Source organism: Polaribacter gangjinensis, from assembly GCF_038024125.1.
GTDB classification, from domain to species: Bacteria; Bacteroidota; Bacteroidia; order Flavobacteriales; family Flavobacteriaceae; genus Polaribacter; species Polaribacter gangjinensis.
In genome coordinates this window covers 2,729,441-2,747,603 of sequence record NZ_CP150662.1, presented here as the reverse complement: position 1 = coordinate 2,747,603, position 18,163 = coordinate 2,729,441, and the positions used below count along the sequence as shown (strand labels likewise).

General features: G+C 34.7%; 15 protein-coding genes. 4 read left to right on the top strand and 11 right to left on the bottom strand.

Annotated elements, in window-relative coordinates; translation table 11 throughout:
* Positions 1-80: 80 nt before the first annotated feature.
* The 7 genes from WHA43_RS12040 to porU all read right to left on the bottom strand — a co-directional run bounded on the left by WHA43_RS12040 (position 81) and on the right by porU (position 7,791).
* Positions 81-446: a PIN domain-containing protein gene (locus WHA43_RS12040; protein WP_105044981.1), complete on the bottom strand. Its 366-nt coding sequence runs from the start codon at positions 444-446 to the stop codon at positions 81-83.
* The gene (locus WHA43_RS12035) at positions 436-603 is read right to left on the bottom strand and encodes a hypothetical protein (protein ID WP_170039462.1); all 168 of its coding nucleotides are present in this window, start codon (positions 601-603) and stop codon (positions 436-438) included. Before WHA43_RS12035 ends, WHA43_RS12040 begins: the two co-directional genes overlap by 11 nt.
* Positions 604-863: 260 nt before the next feature.
* The gene (locus WHA43_RS12030; RefSeq protein ID WP_105044980.1) at positions 864-1,928 is read right to left on the bottom strand and encodes a 3-oxoacyl-ACP synthase III family protein; all 1,065 of its coding nucleotides are present in this window, start codon (positions 1,926-1,928) and stop codon (positions 864-866) included.
* A gap of 116 nt (positions 1,929-2,044) precedes the next feature.
* The gene (locus WHA43_RS12025) at positions 2,045-2,419 is read right to left on the bottom strand and encodes a group III truncated hemoglobin (RefSeq protein WP_105044979.1); all 375 of its coding nucleotides are present in this window, start codon (positions 2,417-2,419) and stop codon (positions 2,045-2,047) included.
* The gene (gene cdd / locus WHA43_RS12020; RefSeq protein WP_105044978.1) at positions 2,420-2,902 is read right to left on the bottom strand and encodes a cytidine deaminase; all 483 of its coding nucleotides are present in this window, start codon (positions 2,900-2,902) and stop codon (positions 2,420-2,422) included. It abuts the gene before it with no gap.
* Between the two features lie 344 nt (positions 2,903-3,246).
* Positions 3,247-4,359 carry a type IX secretion system outer membrane channel protein PorV gene (gene porV, locus WHA43_RS12015; protein WP_105044977.1) on the bottom strand — a complete coding sequence of 371 codons (1,113 nt, stop codon included), beginning with the start codon at positions 4,357-4,359 and terminating at the stop codon, positions 3,247-3,249.
* A 36-nt stretch (positions 4,360-4,395) separates the two neighbouring features.
* Positions 4,396-7,791, bottom strand: a complete 3,396-nt coding sequence (porU, locus tag WHA43_RS12010; protein WP_105044976.1) for a type IX secretion system sortase PorU — start codon at positions 7,789-7,791, stop codon at positions 4,396-4,398.
* A gap of 200 nt (positions 7,792-7,991) precedes the next feature.
* Between porU and gldJ the strand changes: the two genes are divergently transcribed.
* The 3 genes from gldJ to WHA43_RS11995 all read left to right on the top strand — a co-directional run bounded on the left by gldJ (position 7,992) and on the right by WHA43_RS11995 (position 12,819).
* Positions 7,992-9,677: a gliding motility lipoprotein GldJ gene (gldJ, locus tag WHA43_RS12005; RefSeq protein ID WP_105044975.1), complete on the top strand. Its 1,686-nt coding sequence runs from the start codon at positions 7,992-7,994 to the stop codon at positions 9,675-9,677.
* 424 nt (positions 9,678-10,101) lie between these two features.
* Positions 10,102-11,358 (top strand): UDP-N-acetylmuramoyl-tripeptide--D-alanyl-D-alanine ligase, encoded by a 1,257-nt coding sequence (locus WHA43_RS12000; RefSeq protein ID WP_105044974.1) that lies wholly within the window; start codon positions 10,102-10,104, stop codon positions 11,356-11,358.
* Between the two features lie 501 nt (positions 11,359-11,859).
* Complete coding sequence (locus tag WHA43_RS11995) at positions 11,860-12,819, top strand: Fic family protein (RefSeq protein ID WP_105044973.1); 960 nt, start codon at positions 11,860-11,862, stop codon at positions 12,817-12,819.
* A gap of 1,085 nt (positions 12,820-13,904) precedes the next feature.
* Here the strand turns inward: WHA43_RS11995 and WHA43_RS11990 are convergent.
* The 3 genes from WHA43_RS11990 to WHA43_RS11980 form a co-directional block, all read right to left on the bottom strand.
* On the bottom strand, positions 13,905-14,753 hold the full coding sequence (locus WHA43_RS11990) for an N-acetylglucosamine kinase (protein ID WP_105044972.1): 849 nt from the start codon (positions 14,751-14,753) through the stop codon (positions 13,905-13,907).
* Between the two features lie 234 nt (positions 14,754-14,987).
* Entirely contained in the window at positions 14,988-15,329 is a 342-nt protein-coding gene (locus tag WHA43_RS11985; RefSeq protein ID WP_105044971.1) for a DUF86 domain-containing protein, read from the bottom strand.
* Complete coding sequence (locus WHA43_RS11980) at positions 15,322-15,621, bottom strand: nucleotidyltransferase family protein (RefSeq protein WP_105044970.1); 300 nt, start codon at positions 15,619-15,621, stop codon at positions 15,322-15,324. The genes WHA43_RS11985 and WHA43_RS11980 overlap by 8 nt, the downstream gene beginning before the upstream one ends.
* A 309-nt stretch (positions 15,622-15,930) precedes the next feature.
* On the opposite strand from WHA43_RS11980, the gene WHA43_RS11975 reads away from it, so the two are divergent.
* Positions 15,931-17,009 (top strand): IS3 family transposase gene (locus tag WHA43_RS11975; RefSeq protein ID WP_226742795.1). Its coding sequence is split into 2 segments (ribosomal slippage): positions 15,931-16,192 and positions 16,192-17,009, totalling 1,080 coding nucleotides; the frame shifts between segments, so codons are not numbered across the junction.
* Between the two features lie 240 nt (positions 17,010-17,249).
* On the opposite strand, the gene WHA43_RS11970 is transcribed toward WHA43_RS11975, so the two are convergent.
* Positions 17,250-18,161: an IS3 family transposase gene (locus tag WHA43_RS11970; RefSeq protein ID WP_226742833.1), complete on the bottom strand. Its 912-nt coding sequence runs from the start codon at positions 18,159-18,161 to the stop codon at positions 17,250-17,252.
* Positions 18,162-18,163 lie beyond the last annotated feature (2 nt).

The window sequence follows — 18,163 nt, the reverse complement described above, 5'->3', positions numbered from 1 at the left end:
TTGTGAAACTCTGTGTCAACTTTGTGAAACTTTTTTTTAAAAACACAAATTGAACCTATTTCCACGAATCTTGAGAGTTTTTAGAATTCAATCAAAATTAAGTCAAGTTCGTGAATTTTAGAAAAAGCTTTATCAGCAGTAACAAGGGGAATTTCATAGATCAAAGAAGTTGATGCTATAATGGCATCTGGCAATTTAACAGTATATTTCTTTCTTAATTCAATTGTTTTTTCTTTGATTTTTGAGTTCCATTCAACACTAAAGCAATCATCAAGTAAGTTTCTTAATTTTACTTCTTCTTGGGTAGAAATTCCTTTAAAACCCGGCAATTCAACCTCAGAAATAAACGAAACCCCAAAGTTATAATTCAAAAAAGGAAGCACCTTTTTATCTCCTTCATGAACATATATTAAAAAATTAGTATCAGCTAAAAAATCAATCTTCATTTTTTCTTACTTCAATTTGATAATTCAACCCATCAATATTTCTTTTGAGCTTACCAAAATGTTTTGATATATTTCCTTTTTTGGGTTTTCTCTTCAGTTTTTCTTTTAAAAGTTGAGATATATTTTCAGGATTTGAAGAATCAATAACTAAAGTCATTTTTTTTAAGATTTTAAATTAAACAAATTTACATAATTATTTATCAAGATATGTATGAAACGGTGCTTTTAATATTTCAAACTCTAAGAACGCAGAGACATTTCGCAAAGGTCGCAATGTTTTCTGTAAGATTTTTTTTTGCATGCTTAGCGTATTACTTTGTGTCTTTGTGGTTAATTTTAATGACTAAATGACAAAATGATTTAAAAAAATCTTTGTGAAACTCTGTGTCAACTTTGTGAAACTCTGTGAAACAAGAATCAATACTTATACACAATCGCATTGATGTTCATTCCCGCACCTACAGAAGCCAATATAAAAACATCTCCCTTAACAATGTGTTGATTGGGAATCTGACCTTTGATCACTAAATCTAATAAAGTGGGTACTGTAGCTACAGAACTATTGCCCAACTCATGAATACTCATGGGCATGATTCCTTCTGGAACTCTTTTTTTGTACAATCTGTAAAAACGCTGAATGATCGCTTCATCCATTTTTTCATTGGCTTGATGTATGAAGATTTTCTTCACATCATCTATAGCAACTCCACTTTTATCCAAAGCGGCTTGCATCGCTAAAGGAACATTAGACAACGCAAATTCGTAAATTTTACGTCCCAACATTTTGATATAACGGGTATTACCCTCGCTATTTTTATTGTACGATTCTCCAAAAAACAAATAATAGGCTTCTTCTTTGGCGAAGGTTTGATCGGCAAAACTGAGTATTCCCGAAGTTTGTTCATCAGTAGCTTCTACGATACAGGCTCCTGCTCCATCACTGTAAATCATAGAATCTCTATCAAATTTATCAACCACTCTCGACAAAGTTTCAGCGCCAATCACCAAACATTTTTTGGCAATTCCTGCTTTGATAAATGCTTGTGCTTGAATCACTCCTTGAATCCAACCTGGGCAACCAAAAAGGATATCGTATGCAACACAATTGGCGTTTTCTATTCCCAATTTGAATTTTACTCTGGTTGCCAAACTTGGCAGTAGATCACTTTGGACACTGTCTTTTGCAACGTCTCCAAAATTGTGCGCAAAAATGATATAATCCAATTCCTCTGGATTGATTTGGGCATCTTCAATGGCTTTTAAAGAGGCAAGGTAAGCCAAATCAGAAGTATTGAAATCGTCTTTGGCATACCTGCGTTCTTCTATTCCTGTAATGGCTTTGAATTTTTCGATAATATCAGCATTATCAGATGCAAAATCTGAACCATCTGCATTTAAAAAAGCTGCATTGATAAAGTCGGCATTTTTCTTTTTCAAGGAAGGAATAAACTTACCTGTACCCGAAATTTTTGAATGTATCATTTTCTAAAAAAGTTGATAGGTAAAGTTACTTTAAAATTTAGAAAAAGAAAATTCGTTAAAAAATGCTCCCGATATTCAACGGATAGTTTTTTGTATACTTTTGGTATTGTGCAAGATTAATGATGCATCTTCAATTGCATCACAGTGGCAATTGACAAAGCTCTTTGTTTCATTTTAGTTGCTTGTTCACCTTCAAACAAAGCATCAATAGTGGTTGTAAAATACGATGTCCAACGTTCAAAATGAACTTTTTCAAAGGGATGTAAGGCGTTTTGTTGAAGGTGTTTTTGCATCACATTTTCATGATACAAATGGGTATCAAACAAGATATCATGCCAAAAATGAGTGATGATGTCTATGTGATGTTCCAGGTGGTTTTGCTGCACAATCGCTTCGAAAAAAGGACGCATTGCAGCATCATTCAATAATTTTTCGTAAAACTGAGTGATGATTGTATGTATGTCTTGCACATTGGCAATGTCTGAGGCCATTTATAAGTAAGAATTATCAAACGAAAACGGAAGTAATGATTTTACAGAAGGCACTTTTACGACTTCACCTAACTCACCCATAAACAAAATTTCAAAAGGCTGCTCTTGTTTGAATTCATATTCAAACAACGATTGTCTGCAAGCACCACAAGGCCCCACTGGCTTGTCAACCAAACTATGGGCAGATTTTGCTGAAATGGCTAGTTTTTGAATTGCTACACCAGGAAATCTTGCTCCTGCACTCCAAATTACTACACGCTCTGCACACATTCCTGAGGGATAGGCTGCATTTTCTTGATTACTTCCAAAAATGATTTCGCCGTTCGCCAACAACAAAGCGGCACCAACACTGAATTTTGAATACGGTGCATAGGCTTTTTCTCTCGCTAAAATGGCTTGTTGCATCAGCATTTGATCTTCAGTTGCCAATTCAGAAATATCTTTGAAAATTATTGCTGAAGTAGTTATTTCGATGTTTTTCATATGTGTAAAATCTAATTTTTAATCGGTCACATATGCGACCGCCTTTTTCTTCATTGGTGTTTGCTTGCGCAAACTCTTAATCAATGGCGGTTTCATAAAATGATGTTGTCAAAAAAAGCAGTCGTAAAGACTGCTTTTATTTTTTAAAGATATGAAAATTTGAACTATTTATTATTGATTATTATTATTTTTTATTGTTTTGTATAACTAACAATAAATCAAATAATGCGTGATTTCTATTATTTTCTTTGTGTTTTTTTTGTGATTTCTTAGTGTATTTTGTGACATAGCTATCTCACAAAGTGATAAAAAAACACGCAAGCTTCACAAAAAAAGTTGCCTAATTAATAATTATCAAAGATTTCACCCAAATCAAAGGACAATGAAAAACGCAACGAGTTTTCTAACGGATTGTTTACATCCGAAGAATTGATTAAATACGATAAATCAATATTCAACGCATTGGTTCTAAATCCAGCTCCTAAAGTAAAATATTGTCTATTTCCTTTGTTTCGACTTTCGTGAAAATACCCTGTGCGAAGAGCAAAGGCATTGTTGTATAAATATTCAGCACCAAAGGCATAAGTAAACTCTTGCAATTCTTCTTTAAATCCTCCTGGAGCATCTCCAAAAGACCCTAAAATTCCTTGAATCCATCCTGTATCTTCTTCAGAACCATCAGGTTGTGGGGTAGGTACTAATAATTTCGTGAATTCAACATTCGTAGAAATGATGTTGTAATCATCCAAAATAAAGTCAAATCCTCCACCCAATTTTAAGTTCGTCGGAATAAAATCTTCTTCTCCAGGCGTGTAAGATACTTTAGGACCTATGTTGGCAATATTGAAACCAAATCTGTAACGACCGTTAAAGCTTCCGTAATTTTCTTCAAAAGATTGATAATATCCAGAGATATCAACTGCGAATGAATTGATAGGTTGCAAGGTGTTTCCTGCAGTATTATTAAAAGCGAGGTTAGATCGAATGTATTTCAAACCAACTCCCATAGAAAAGGTTTCACTCAATTTTAAAGAATACGCTCCTGTTGCTACAAACTCATTAGGATTAATGGTTCCATTCGGATTTCCTTGGTCGTCTGTCAAATCAATCTGACCCAAAGAAAAATACTTGAAATCTGCTCCCCAAGCTGCATTTTCACTGAATCGGTTGATGTAAGCAGCACTTCCTACAAAGATATCATCGGTTAAATTTCGCAACCAAGGCGAATAAGTCAAACCTGTTTTGATCTGTCTGTCACTAAATGACATCTTTGCCGCATTGTGAAACAATGACCAAGCATCCGCAGATGTTGCTACTCCCATATCACCCATTCCTCCTGCTCTGGCATCAGGAACTATTAATAAAAAGGGGGCTGCTGTGGTGATGGCATTTTCTTGTGCACTGATTTTTAAACTTACCAAAGCACAAAGTGCCATACAAATTCCTATTTTTTTCATCGTTGTTTTTTTGTTAGTTGAGCAAATATCTAATTTTTATTGAAGAATTACTAATTTTTCATATTTCTCTGAGGCTAAATTACTCAAAGTGGATCGTACTTTTAATTTGTAAATATACACGCCTTTCCCAATTTTATTCCCAAAATCATCCAATCCATTCCATGCAATACTGCGTGATAAATTTCCTGTGGTTTGTACATTTTGATTGATGGTTTTGATCAATTTTCCTGAAACCGTAAACACTTGTACTTGTACTTCTAAGGGTTCATTAGGTTTGTTGTGGTTGAACCAAAACTCGGTGTAATTTACAAATGGATTGGGATAATTCAATACATTTTCTAAATTTAATATTGCATCACTCACCACCACAAAGTTCAACGTTGCCTCTGAAGAATTATTGTAAGTATCCCACGCTTTTAATTGCAAAGTATGGGGTCCTACTTCTAAATCTCTCAGGGTATAGGTTACTTTTCCTTTGGTAAAATCATTCAATTCCGATTGATAAAAGTCATTCAAAATGATAGGATTGGAGGTGTCTCCATCTAAAATAGCCACAATATCATGGTCAACTGCAGTAATAGAAGTGTTGATACCACTTGCATCCGAAAGTGATACAATAAGGTTTGGTGAGGCGTTGGTATTGCCACCATCAATAAATGATTCATCATTCATAAATAGTTTTATTTCAGGCCCTACCCTATCATCAGGAGCATTTTGATTGATGCCTCCAATGACAATATCGTTGTTAAAACCGCCTTTATCGATAGTGCCATCATCGGCATAAAAACTGAGTTTTCCTTTGCCAAAAGCGACTCTGATGTCTTTGGGTACAATAAAATCAAAGGTAAATCTGCCATTTTCTACAGATGATTTTCCTCTAAATAGTTTGCTTTCTTGAGATTCATAGGTCATTTTTATTCCGAAGCCATCATTGTCTAAGGTCGTCTTTTGCAACGTTTTATCAAAAATGGTAGTTGACAAGGTGCCGTTGAAATTGGTCAATGGCACATTGTTATTGTCTGTAACAATGCCTTCAAATTTTACTTTAGACAGGGCTTTGATGGTATCCAACGATTGTGTGATGTCAATATCATTCATTTTTGTAATGCGGATATTGGGTTTGGGAACTGCTAATTTTTTAGCGGGATCTCCAAAAGAATAGATAAAGAATTTTTGGGTACTGGCAAACTGATTCTTTGCACGCATCAATCCTTGTGCGATGCTCAAATCTTCGTTATTGAATCCCATTAAAATAGGAATCAACAGTTCGTTGAATTGTTGCCCAACAAATATAAATACTTCTCTGGTAGTGGTAATCATATTGGCAGCACCACCTGTCTTGCTTTTAAAGAGCAATTCGCCTGCCGTAATTCTATTCGGATTGTCAAAACGAGAGAAATCGCAGGTAACTGTAATAAACAAAGGCAAAGTATTGAGATTGTTGAAAGATTGTATTTGTGGCACGTCTAATATTCGTTCTGATGCAAAACCATCTTCTCCTCCATGTCCAAAATAATCAAACACCAAGGTTCCTTTTTCCATAGCATTGGTAATGGCTTTGTTTACCTCAGGATAACGCTCTCCTCCCGAGGCATTTTGTTGTACAAACCCATCCAAATAAATCTTATTGATATTGAAAACAGGTTGATTGATTTTGATTTGATTGGCAATTTTATCAACTCCTTGTTGCAACACCTCTTCTCCTGAGGCATCAATATCATCTGCCAATAAGGTAATGGTATTGCGCCAATCCCCCAAAGCGTTTTTACTGTAATACGAAAGTATTTTATCTACTACAGTTGTTGCTTCATCCAAGGTTGAAACGGGAATTCTACTAGAGGCGACATCAATGGTATGTGAAGAAGTCATCGTTCCTTCATTGGCATCTAGCATCACATAAAAATCATCCGTCACATACGAATTTGCCAAATTAAAACTGTCAAAAGCCAATTTTACAGGGATGATGTTATTGTTCATGGAAATTCGGTCTTTGTAATCATACGAAGCGTCTCCGAAAAAGCATACGTATTGCAATTTTTTATCAGGGGCTGAATTGGTATCGTACAATCGTTTGATAAAATCACGAATGCCCGTAATGTCTTTAGCTCCTGATGCAAACTCGTTGTAAATTTCATCAATGAGTACTACTTTTGTCGATAGATTGGAATTTTCTTCGTGATAGACTGCCAATCGTTGTGCTTGTCCTGCCAAGGTTGCGTTGGTAATGATCAAATAATTGATATCGCGCAATCCGTGTAAATTTTGATTCTGGACACGTGAATTTTGCAAACGTATGGGGGTATAAAAATCACGTTCATTTAAAACTACATATTCTTTCAATGCTCCCGCTGCATCTCTAAAAACAAAGTCACTTCCAGAGGTTTCATTGGTAATTTGCTGAGGGGTGATGGGGTTTGACACATCCCAAATTTGAAAAGCACTGGCGCCATTGGCAAGCTGGTATTGCACTGTCCCACTGGCATTGGCTTGCTGAAAGCTTCTAAATCCAAACTGAAAATTCCCAACCGTAAGCTGCTTTTTTCCGATGATTTCTATGTAGTCTAAAAAGGCATTGGCAGACGGATTGCCATTATTGTTATAAGCAATTGAAATGGCTATATTTTGTGGGGTATTGGCGGCCGTTTGCGCACGTTCTATGGCAATCGCTTTGGTTAAGGATTGCGGATTTACTCCCGGTAAATTGATGGTAAATAGCTGTTGATTGTTGAGGGTTACCTCCATTATTGAAGAAACAACGGAATTGGATACAGCTCTTACTTTTACTGTAAGGGGTTCATTGGGCGCAGCATTCGGAAAAGGAATGTTGAATGTTTGGGTATTTCGTATGTTAAAATCCGAAGCAAAAAACCATTGCATTCCGGCTGCAAATAAATTCCGTTCGTCTTTTTCTACGTAGGTAAATTCATCAAAAAGGGTTATGGGTGATGTGGTTGCTCCCGAAATGGGTGTTTTTTGCTGAATTCTTTTGCCATCAGTATCATTGATGGTAATAAAATAATAGGCAAGGTCTGTATACGGATTGTGTCTGTGGGTTGCTACAGCATTGGCGGGGTCTAATTGCCAATCATGAGGTCCTTTGGCATAGAACAAAATATAGTCGCTCGCATCAAATGAGTTGTCGCTTTCTCCTGCTATAAATAGAGCGTTTTCTTGCAAATCATCGTATCTAAAATCGCTGTTTAGTACTGGTAATTGCTGTCCTCCATTGCCATAAATATGAATCTTTTTAGGATTGAGTCCGTTCAACGGCACTCCCAATTGCTGCAAAAAACCACGATCAATTTTAAAAACTCCGGTAGTATCTACGGCAAATTTATACCAAGTACCTGTTGCCAAAACACTGTTTGAGGTTTGTGCAAAAGAAATGCTTGCTACCAAAAGACCGACAAATAAGATGTAATGTTTTCTCATATTTCAGTATCCAAATAACGGAAATAAAAGTTAGATATTTTATAGAAAACAAAGATAATAGATACTAAACACAAAAAGAAAACGTTTTCAAGGCATAGAAAAATATGGATGCGTTAAAATTTTCAAATAACTTGTTAGAAATGGATTTTATTGTAAATTGCATCACGATTACAGAAACCTATAAATTTTATATTTAGGAAATGAAAAACACCTTTAAAACCGGTCTTATCTTAGGCTTTGCGCTGATGATTTTTGGTTGTAATAAATCAACTACCAACAAATCTACGCTTACTGGCTTGTCATTTAACGACCCAAAAAATGGAAATTACGTAAAAGGAAACGCAGGCAATGATCAAAAACCTCCTTTAGGGATGGTTGCTGTAGAAGGAGGCTCTTTTACCATGGGGCAAGTGCAAGACGACGTAATGTTTGATTGGAACACCACTCCAAAAAAATTACACGTTCGTTCGTTCTTTATGGATGAAGCCGAAGTAACGAACTCCGAATACTTTTTGTATGTGCAATACACCAAAGATGTATTTCCTCCATCCGAAGAAAATTACAAACATATTTATCCATCCGTATTGCCTGATACTTTAGTATGGAGAAAAAGTTTGGGAAATACAGATATTTTATCAGAAAACTATTTCCGTCATCCAGCTTATGCAGATTATCCTGTGGTGGGGGTGAGTTGGTTGCAAGCCAATGAATACTGCAAATGGAGAACCAATGTGGTGAACTTAAAAACATTGATTGACAAAGGCTACATCAAAAACATCTTCGAAATAGATTCTATCAGCAACTTTTTTGATACGGACGTTTTCTTAGCCGATGATTCTCGTTTGTTTGAAGGAGATTCTACCGTATATAAAAGAGGAGTACCTACCAGAGTGGTTCGTAAAAGAGGCGAACCTAGACCTGAAAAAGGGGCTTTTCAAGGTAGAAAAATTACCCAAGCAGATGGTGTATTAACCCAACGTTTTCGCTTGCCAACGGAGGCTGAATGGGAGTTTGCTGCGAAAGCGAATGTAGAAAACAGAGAGTACAACAACATCCGTGGTCGTAAAAAATATGCGTGGGACGGAAAATATACCCGTGCTAAAGAAAAGCGTTACAAAGGCGATCAATTGGCGAACTTTAAACAAGGTAATGGAGAGTACAGTGGCTTATCAGGCTGGAGTTCTGACGGTTCTGACATTCCAAACAAAATAAAATCCTATCCTCCAAATGCATTCGGATTGTATGACATGTCTGGAAACGTGGCTGAATGGGTAGCGGATGTATACAGACCAATCATTGATAATGAAGCGAATGATTTCAACTATTTCAGAGGAAACTTATTCACCAAAAAACTCATTGATGCCAACGGAAATCTAGTGTATGCTGCTGGTGGAGATGCTGCCAAAGTTGATTACGATACGTTACCTAACGGTAAAATCATTCCTAAGCAATTGCCTGGTACTATCAAATACATGCCTATCACCAAAGAAGATGCTGTGATGCGTAGAAACTTTTCTATTGCCGACAATTCAAATATTGGGGATGGTGATTTGAATTCTTCTCGTTTTTTCAATGCCAATGAAGATGAATTTACTTCAAAACCAAGCATGTACAATTCCCCAAAAGGGCCTACAAGAATGCGTGATTCCATCACCGGTAAAGATATTTTAATAAACGATAACAAACCAAGAACTACCTTGATTAGCGACAATACCCGCGTTTACAAAGGAGGTTCATGGTCTGATAGAGAATACTGGTTAGACCCGGCTCAAAGAAGGTATTTGCCAGAATATATGGCAACGAATTATATCGGATTCCGATGTGTTTCTGACAAATTAGGGCCAATGTCAACCCAAAAGAAATCGGCTAGAAACCCAAGCAGATAAACATTCATAACGCATAACAACAACCTCATTGTAATTTTTTATAATGAGGTTTTTTTATAGGAATTGTGTTTAACCACATAGTATAAACATAGAAAAAATAAGCAGATACTCAAATTTAGGAATCATATTTTTACAATTTTCTACTCATTAACGAAACAACACTCTGCTATAAAAGACAACTATGATTGATTTGTAGTTTCAAAACCTCAAAATTTAAAGTGAACCCGATGTATGCATCATAGAATATAGTAAAATAGCTTCCTAAAAATTACTTCTTTGTGTTTTTTGTGTCTTCTTTGCGTATTTTGTGCTACACTTGGTTCACAAAGTCCTGAAATCCTAAATACAAAGGTTCACAAAGAAACTCTAAATATTGAATCGTCAATTTATTACATTTACAACTTAAACGAACCCACATTAATTTATGGACATTCCCAAACTTTACGAACTTTACAAAACGCACTATTTAGTTACTACAGATACCAGAGCAATCTCTCAAAACAGTTTGTTTTTTGCATTGAAAGGCGAAAACTTTAATGGCAATAATTTTGCTGAAAAAGCATTGGCTTTGGGCGCTCGTTTTGCCATTATCGACGAGGAAACCTATCAAACAGACGAACGCATGATTTTGGTTACGGACGTATTACAAACCCTACAAAAGCTTGCCAACTATCACCGCAAACAATTACAGCTGCCCATCATTGGTTTGACAGGCAGCAATGGCAAAACTACGAGTAAAGAATTGATTCATGGGGTGCTACAACAAAAATTCAAAACAGTTGCTACCAAAGGAAACCTCAACAATCATATTGGGGTACCTTTAACCCTACTTTCCATGACGCCTGATACGGAATTGGGCATTGTAGAAATGGGTGCCAATCACCAACAAGAAATTGCCTTTTTAAGCAGCATTTGCGAACCTGATTTTGGCTATATCACCAACTTTGGCAAAGCGCATTTAGAGGGCTTTGGAGGTGTTGAAGGGGTCATCAAAGGAAAAAGTGAACTGTATGATTTTATAAGAGCCAACCATAAAATGGTGTTTGTAAATCCTGCAGACCCCATTCAAATGACAAAAACTTCGGATATTTCTCGGGTATTGTTCGACTTGGAAAGAATACAGTATGTGGGGGTAAATCCTTTCATACAGCTTTCCTTAGACGGACAAAACATCCAAACGCAATTGATGGGCAACTATAATTTTCCCAACATAGCCGCTGCCATCACCATGGGCTTGCATTTTGGGGTACCTACAGATGCCATCAGCAAAGCTATTGAGGGCTATGTGCCCCAAAACAATCGTTCGCAAATTGTAAAAACAGCGCACAATACCTTGTTTTTAGATGCGTACAACGCCAACCCAAGCAGCATGAAAGTAGCCTTAGAGAATTTTGCAGCCTTGTCTGCAACTCACAAAACGGTTATTTTAGGAGACATGTTCGAATTGGGGGAAGACAGTGCTCATGAGCACCAAGCCATCGCGGATTTAGCAGCTTCTTTACATTTTGAAACCATCTTCCTAGTAGGGAAAAACTTTCATGGGGTTTCTACAAGCCATCTTAGTTTTGAAGATTTCGAAAGCCTAAAAATCCATCTTTCCAAACATCCATTTCAAAATAAAACCATTTTGATAAAAGGCTCCAGAGGTATGAGATTGGAACGGTTGGTGGAGTTGCTGTAGGTTAATGAATTAATGAGGGAATGAGGTAATGATTTATTAATTTAACAACTAAGACCAAGACGAAGACGAAGGCTAAGACTAAAACGTTTCTGTTGTTTGAACTGGTTAACTGGTTAAACAACGAAGACAAAGACTAAGACGAAGACTAAAACGTTTCTGTTGTTTGAACTGGTTAACTGGTTAAACAACGAAGACAAAGACTAAGACGAAGACTAAAAGGTTGCTGTTGATTGAATTGGTTATCTGCTTATTTGGTTAATTGATTATTTATTTTTTATTGTTATTATTTATTAATCTTATAAGACTAGTAAATTAACCTTTAACTTCTAATATCTTATATCTTATATCTAACTTCTAATCTCTAACCTCTAAACCCTAACCTCTAAACCCTAACCTCTAACCTCTAATATTTAATCGGTTGCTATTGTTTAAATTAATTCAATGTTTCATTAATTAAAATCTTCGTATCTTTGATAGTATCAAATGATAGTATCAATATATATGAAACCTCCTTACGAAATAACACCTACTATCTTACAATTAATTACTGCTATTTCAGAAAAATTAGGTGCAGTAAATGCCAATTTAGTTAGCAGACCTTCTCCGTTATTGAGAAAAGAAAATAGAATAAAAACAATCCATGCTTCTCTAAAGATTGAGGGAAATACGCTTACGGAAGAGCAAATAACAGCACTCCTAGATCACAAAAAAGTAATCGGTCCTAAAAAGGATGTGATGGAAGTTGTAAATGCCATTCATACCTACGAAAACCTACAAAAATACAATCCCACTAATGAAAAGTCTTTTTTAAAAGCACATCAAAACTTACTGAAGGGTCTTTTGGTAAATGCAGGAACCTATAGAAATCAAAATGTTGGGATTGTCAAAGGCTCAAAAGTAGCCCATGTAGCCCCCCCTGCTGCAAACGTACCCTTTTTAATGAAAGAACTTTTTGAGTATTTGAAAAGTTCGAATGAAATTGTATTGATAAAGAGTTGTGTTTTTCATTACGAAATGGAATTTATTCACCCATTTTTAGACGGGAATGGCAGAATGGGAAGGTTATGGCAAACGCTAATTTTAATGGATAAATATCCCGTTTTTGAATTTTTACCTTTAGAAACATTGATTAGCAAAAATCAAGAAGACTATTACAATGCATTAGCAAAAAGTGACCAATTAGGAAAATCAACCGTATTTATCGAATATATGTTGGGAATCATTGATGCTTCATTGCGTCAATTATTGGATTTCAACAACAGAACATTAACCGACAAAGACCGCTTAGACTATTTTGTTTCTTTACATAAGACTGACTTTACGAGAAAAGAATACATGAATATGTTTAAAGATATTTCTTCCGCAACTGCCAGTAGGGATTTAAAAAAAGGAGTTGAATTAGGTTTATTTCAAAAAATAGGAGATAAAAATAAAACGAGCTACCGTGTATTGATTGAATGAATTAATGAGGTAATGATTTATTAATTAAACAACGAAGACGAAGACGTTTCTGTGTTTATTTGGTTAACTGGTTAATTGATTATTTATTTTTTATTGTTATTATTTATTAATCTTATACGACAAATATATTAACTTCTATGTTTTCTATAACAAAGCAAAGCGTCTATCCCCATAAAGGACAACTATGTGAAATACTATGTGGTTTAAATGATGGTTGCTGATTATTTGGTAAAACAACGAAGACAAAGACCAAGACGAAGACGTTTCTGTGTTTATTTGGTTAACTGGTTAATTGATTATTTATTTTTTATTGTTATTATTTATTAATCTTATACGACAAATATATTAACTTCTATGTTTTCTATAACAAAGCAAAGCGTCTATCCCCATAAAGGACAACTATGTGAAATACTATGTGGTTAAAATGATGGTTGCTGATTATTTGGATAAACAACGAAGACAAAGACCAAGACGAAGACGAAGGCTAAGACTAAAACGTTGCTGTTGTTTGAACTGGCTATCTGCTTATTTGAATAACTGGTTAATTGATTATTTATTTTTTATTGTTATTATTTATTAATCTTATACGACAAATATATTAACTTCTATGTTTTCTATAACAAAGCAAAGCGTCTATCCCCATAAAGGACAACTATGTGAAATACTATGTGGTTAAAATGATGGTTGCTGATTATTTGGTAAAACAACGAAGACAAAGACCAAGACGAAGACGAATGCTAAGCCTAAAACGTTTCTGTTGTTTGAACTGGTTATCTGCTTATTTGAATAACTGGTTAATTGATTATTTATTTTTTATTGTTATTATTTATTAATCTTATACGACTAGTAAATTAACTTCTAATATCTAACATCTAAACCCCTAACCTCTAACTTCTAATATCTTATATCTAACTTCTAATATCTTATATCTAACTTCTAACCTCTAAACAGTTAAACTCTAACCTCTAACCTCTAACTTCTAATATTTAATCGGTTGCTATTGTTTGAATTAATTCAATAATTCAATAATTCAATAATTCAATAATTCAATAATTCATTAATTCATTGTTTCATTGTTTCATTAATCAAATATGACTTCGGTGATAAGCCAACAAATTGTCAATAGGTCTTTGGATGACGTCTGTTACTGTTAAATTATTTTTCTGAGCTACTTTTTCTAACAAGTCTCTGAAGTAATAAGCGATAGAACCTATAAAATACAGTGGAGTCTCTCTACCTTTCTCAAAAGGCAATACTCGGTATTTGAAAAACTCTTGAAATCCTTTTTTGATGATGCGCTTGATGTATTTATCCTCTTTAAATGCAAACATAAATTGGGCAAAGGTTGCCAAATACATATTCGGGTTTTGCTCTCTGTATAAATTTTTCTTTACAAAGTCGGCATCTAGATTGAATTCCGCTTCAAATTTTGTGGCAATTCTTTTGGGCATCTTCCCATAAAAATACTCCTTCAATAATATCTTTCCGAAGTGATTTCCACTGGCTTCATCCATCACAATATAGCCTAAAGAAACGGTTTTCATGTGTAGATTTTCCCCATCAAAATAACAGCTATTCGATCCCGTACCTAAAATACAAACAATGGCAGGAGCTTTCCCAGAAGCTGCATAGACTGCCGCCAACATATCTTCAGCAACAAATACCTTGGCATTGGTAAAGATGGATTCCAATACATCTTGCAAGATTTTGATGGCTACAGGAGTGCCACAGCCTGCTCCGTAAAAATAGATTTCTTCAACATCGTCTTTGATATTGATCAGTTGATACATGTGTATGATGCGATCTGTCAATTCTTTGGTAGAATTTACCTCCGGATTCAAGCCCAAAGTTCGTACTCTGAATGCTTCTGTTTTATCTTTATTGATTGCTATCCAATCTGCTTTTGTAGAGCCTCCGTCTGCAATTAAAATCATGGTTGTTAATTTTTTCCAAATATATTATAAGAAAATAGGTTGTGCAATAATTTTTGGTATTTAGTGATTAGACTGTGGTCTGTAGACGTTAGACCGTAGACTTTAGACTGCAGACTGTAAACTGTAGTCGTTAGTGTTGAGTGGTTAGGGGTTAGAGTTTAGTGTTTATTCCCAATCCCAACTTTGAATATTGAACATTGAATATTGAATATTGTACTTTGCCTCTTTGCAAGTTTATTTCTCATTGAGTAATTGCTCAACTTCCAATTGTAAAACAGGTAAATTTTTAACAACAATCCCCCAAATTACAGCATCGGATACCGTATCATACCCATGAATTATTCTATTTCTTACATCAACAATTTTTCTTGCGTTAGATATCTTAATAGGTTGGTTTCGTTTTAGTATTCGATTCATTGCTTCGCCAATAATTTCTATATTTCGTTCAACCGCTCTTTTAGTCCTTAAATCGTTTTGATAAATTTCAAACATTTTAGGCGTTTCTATAAAATAACTCTCGATTTCATTTATAGAACACAATATATCATAAAGCCAAGTTTTCAAATCATTATCCATAAATCATTTTTTTTGATTGATTCAAAGTTTCTAAAAAGTATGGATTTCGTATCGCTTTTTCTTCTAACAAATCAACATTTCTTTTAAACATCTCTTCTAAAGAGAATTTTAAATTATAGTAATTATCACCATAATCAAGAATATCTATTTGTTGAAAATCAACAATTAAGTCAATATCACTTTCAGAGTTGAATTTATCAGTAAGTACTGAACCAAAAGCGTACAAAGATTTTACCTTGTGTGATTTACAAAGTTTATTTATTTCTTTGCTATGTTTTTGGATAAAACTCATTTTAAAGTATTTATAATTTCAAAATTACATAAAATAATGCACATATTTTTAAATTGTGATTTTGAATGGTTTTTTTTATGAATTCAACAAAGTATTATTAGGGTGACAAAGTCAACTTTGTACTTTCTACTTTCTACTTTTAATATTGTACTTTGTACTTTAGACTGTAGACTGTAGACTGTAGACTGTAGTCGTTAGTGTTGAGTGGTTATGTAAGCTTCCCCAAAATTCGGCCATTTAAAAATAGAATTCGACAAGCGACGAAGGAGCGCGTTCAGTAAAAATTATTAAATTTAAAGCCGAAAACTTATGAAGACAACCCAATTTACCGAAAACCAGATTGTTGCCATGTTAAAACAACAAGAGCAAGGAGTTAAAGTTACCGATATTGCCAGAGCCAATGGTATATCCGACAAAACGTTTTATCGTTGGAAAAGCAAATATGGAGGTATGGATGCCACAGAACTAAAACGCATAAAAGAACTAGAAGCAGAGAATTCAAAGCTCAAAAGAATGTATGCCGATTTAGCACTGATGAATCAAGCATTAAAAGATGTGATTGAAAAAAAGCTTTAACGCTTTGCGAGAAAAAAGAACTAGTCACTTACATCACAAGTAATTATGCTATAAGTGAACGTAAAGCGTGTAAAATAGTCACAGTTCCTAGAAGTAGCTTCAGTTACAAGGCGGTTGTTAAGCAAGATGATGTATTTATAAAACAACTTGATTTGCTGGTACAAAAACATGTAACCATTGGTTTTTGGCAAAGTTATCATCGCATACGAAAGTCAGGAACTCTTGTTAATCACAAAAAATTATATCGCATTTATACATCCATGAAATTAAATATAAGAAGACGTTCCAAGAAAAGATTACCTGCAAGAGTCAAACAACAACTATTTCAGCCAACGCAAATGAACGAAGTTTGGAGTATTGATTTTATGAGTGATTCTCTGTGGAATGGTAGAAGAATCCGATTATTAAACGTTATAGATGATTATAATAGAGAAGTATTGATGATTGAAACAGATACCTCATTACCAACACTAAGAGTTATTAGATGCTTAGCCCAAATAGGCGAACGTAGAGGATTACCAAAAATGATTAGGGTTGATAATGGTCCCGAATTTATAAGTGCAAAACTCGATAGTTGGTGCAAAGAAAATGAGATTAAACTCATATTTATCCAACCAGGAGAACCAACACAAAATGCTTTTATTGAAAGATTAAACGGGACTTTTAGAAGAGATATACTCAATGCTTACGTGTTTAAATCTATCCAAGAAGTAAAAGATATAAGCCAAGAGTGGATAAACGATTATAATTACAATAGACCACATAAATCACTTAAAAATAAATCACCAATTGAATACAGATTAAATGAATAAAATTCTATTTTTGAATGGATCGAATTTAAGGGAAGCTTACAACTGTAGACTGTAGTCGTTAGTGTTGAGTGGTTAGGGGTTAGAGTTTAGTGTTTAGAATTATTTTGACCCGTCCTAAAAAAAGTTTACAGATTTAACTTTTATTTATTGATAGTCCTGAGACAAATTTACACTTTAAATTTAGTCCTAAAATAGTATTACATTTTTTTTGATGTACTCGTGAAGCTCGTTCAGAGTAATCTATGTTACAGTTTCGCATTTTGAGTACGTTCGATAGTAGTTTTTCCATAATCGTTTTATTTCCTTATCCGTAAAATTATCGTGTAGTTCAGAGGGAGTTGCATTCCCAATGCTCGAATGAGGACGATCCTCGTTGTATAGCTTGACAACCGATTTCAGTATTTCTTTTGCTTTTGAAAGTGATTTTATTTCGTAATCAAACAAATATTCTCCTTTGATTATTCCGTTAACACGTTCTGCTATAGCATTTTCCAATGGATCTCCATTTTCGGTCATTGATATCTTTATGCCTTTGTTCTTTAATGTTTTCACATACCCGGAGCTGCAATATTGAGAACCTCTGTCTGAATGGTGTATAAGTCCTGTCGCTTCTGGGGTCAGCGTTTTTATAGCCATTTTTAAAGCTGCAATGCTTTCTATAGCCTCCATAGTATCTGCAACATGATAACCAACGATTTTCCTTGAATATGCATCTGTGATAAAGCTTATATAATAATGACCGCCTTTTGTCTTCCAATACGTTATGTCACTTACCCATATATGGTTGGGGCCGAGTGGTTCCAGACCTTTAATCAAATTCGGATACTTCTTCATCCAATGGTTGGAGTTTGTTGTTATATGATATCTTTTACGCTGTTTTATGAGCAAATTATGCTCTCTGAGTAGGTCGAAAAACGCATCCCTACCCATTTTTATATTATGTTCATTCATAAAATCTTCTAGTTTATAAAATAATTTTCGCCCACCTAAACGCTTATGATCTTTACGAATATTACTGATTCTATCAAGCAATATCTCCTGCTCAATTAAGTCCTGTAAAACGCGTTTTTTACTTTGGTAATAAGCCTGTCTTGTTACACCAAACCAAGAGCATAAGTCGGCTAAACCTATGCCCTTGAAGTTTTCCTTCATTG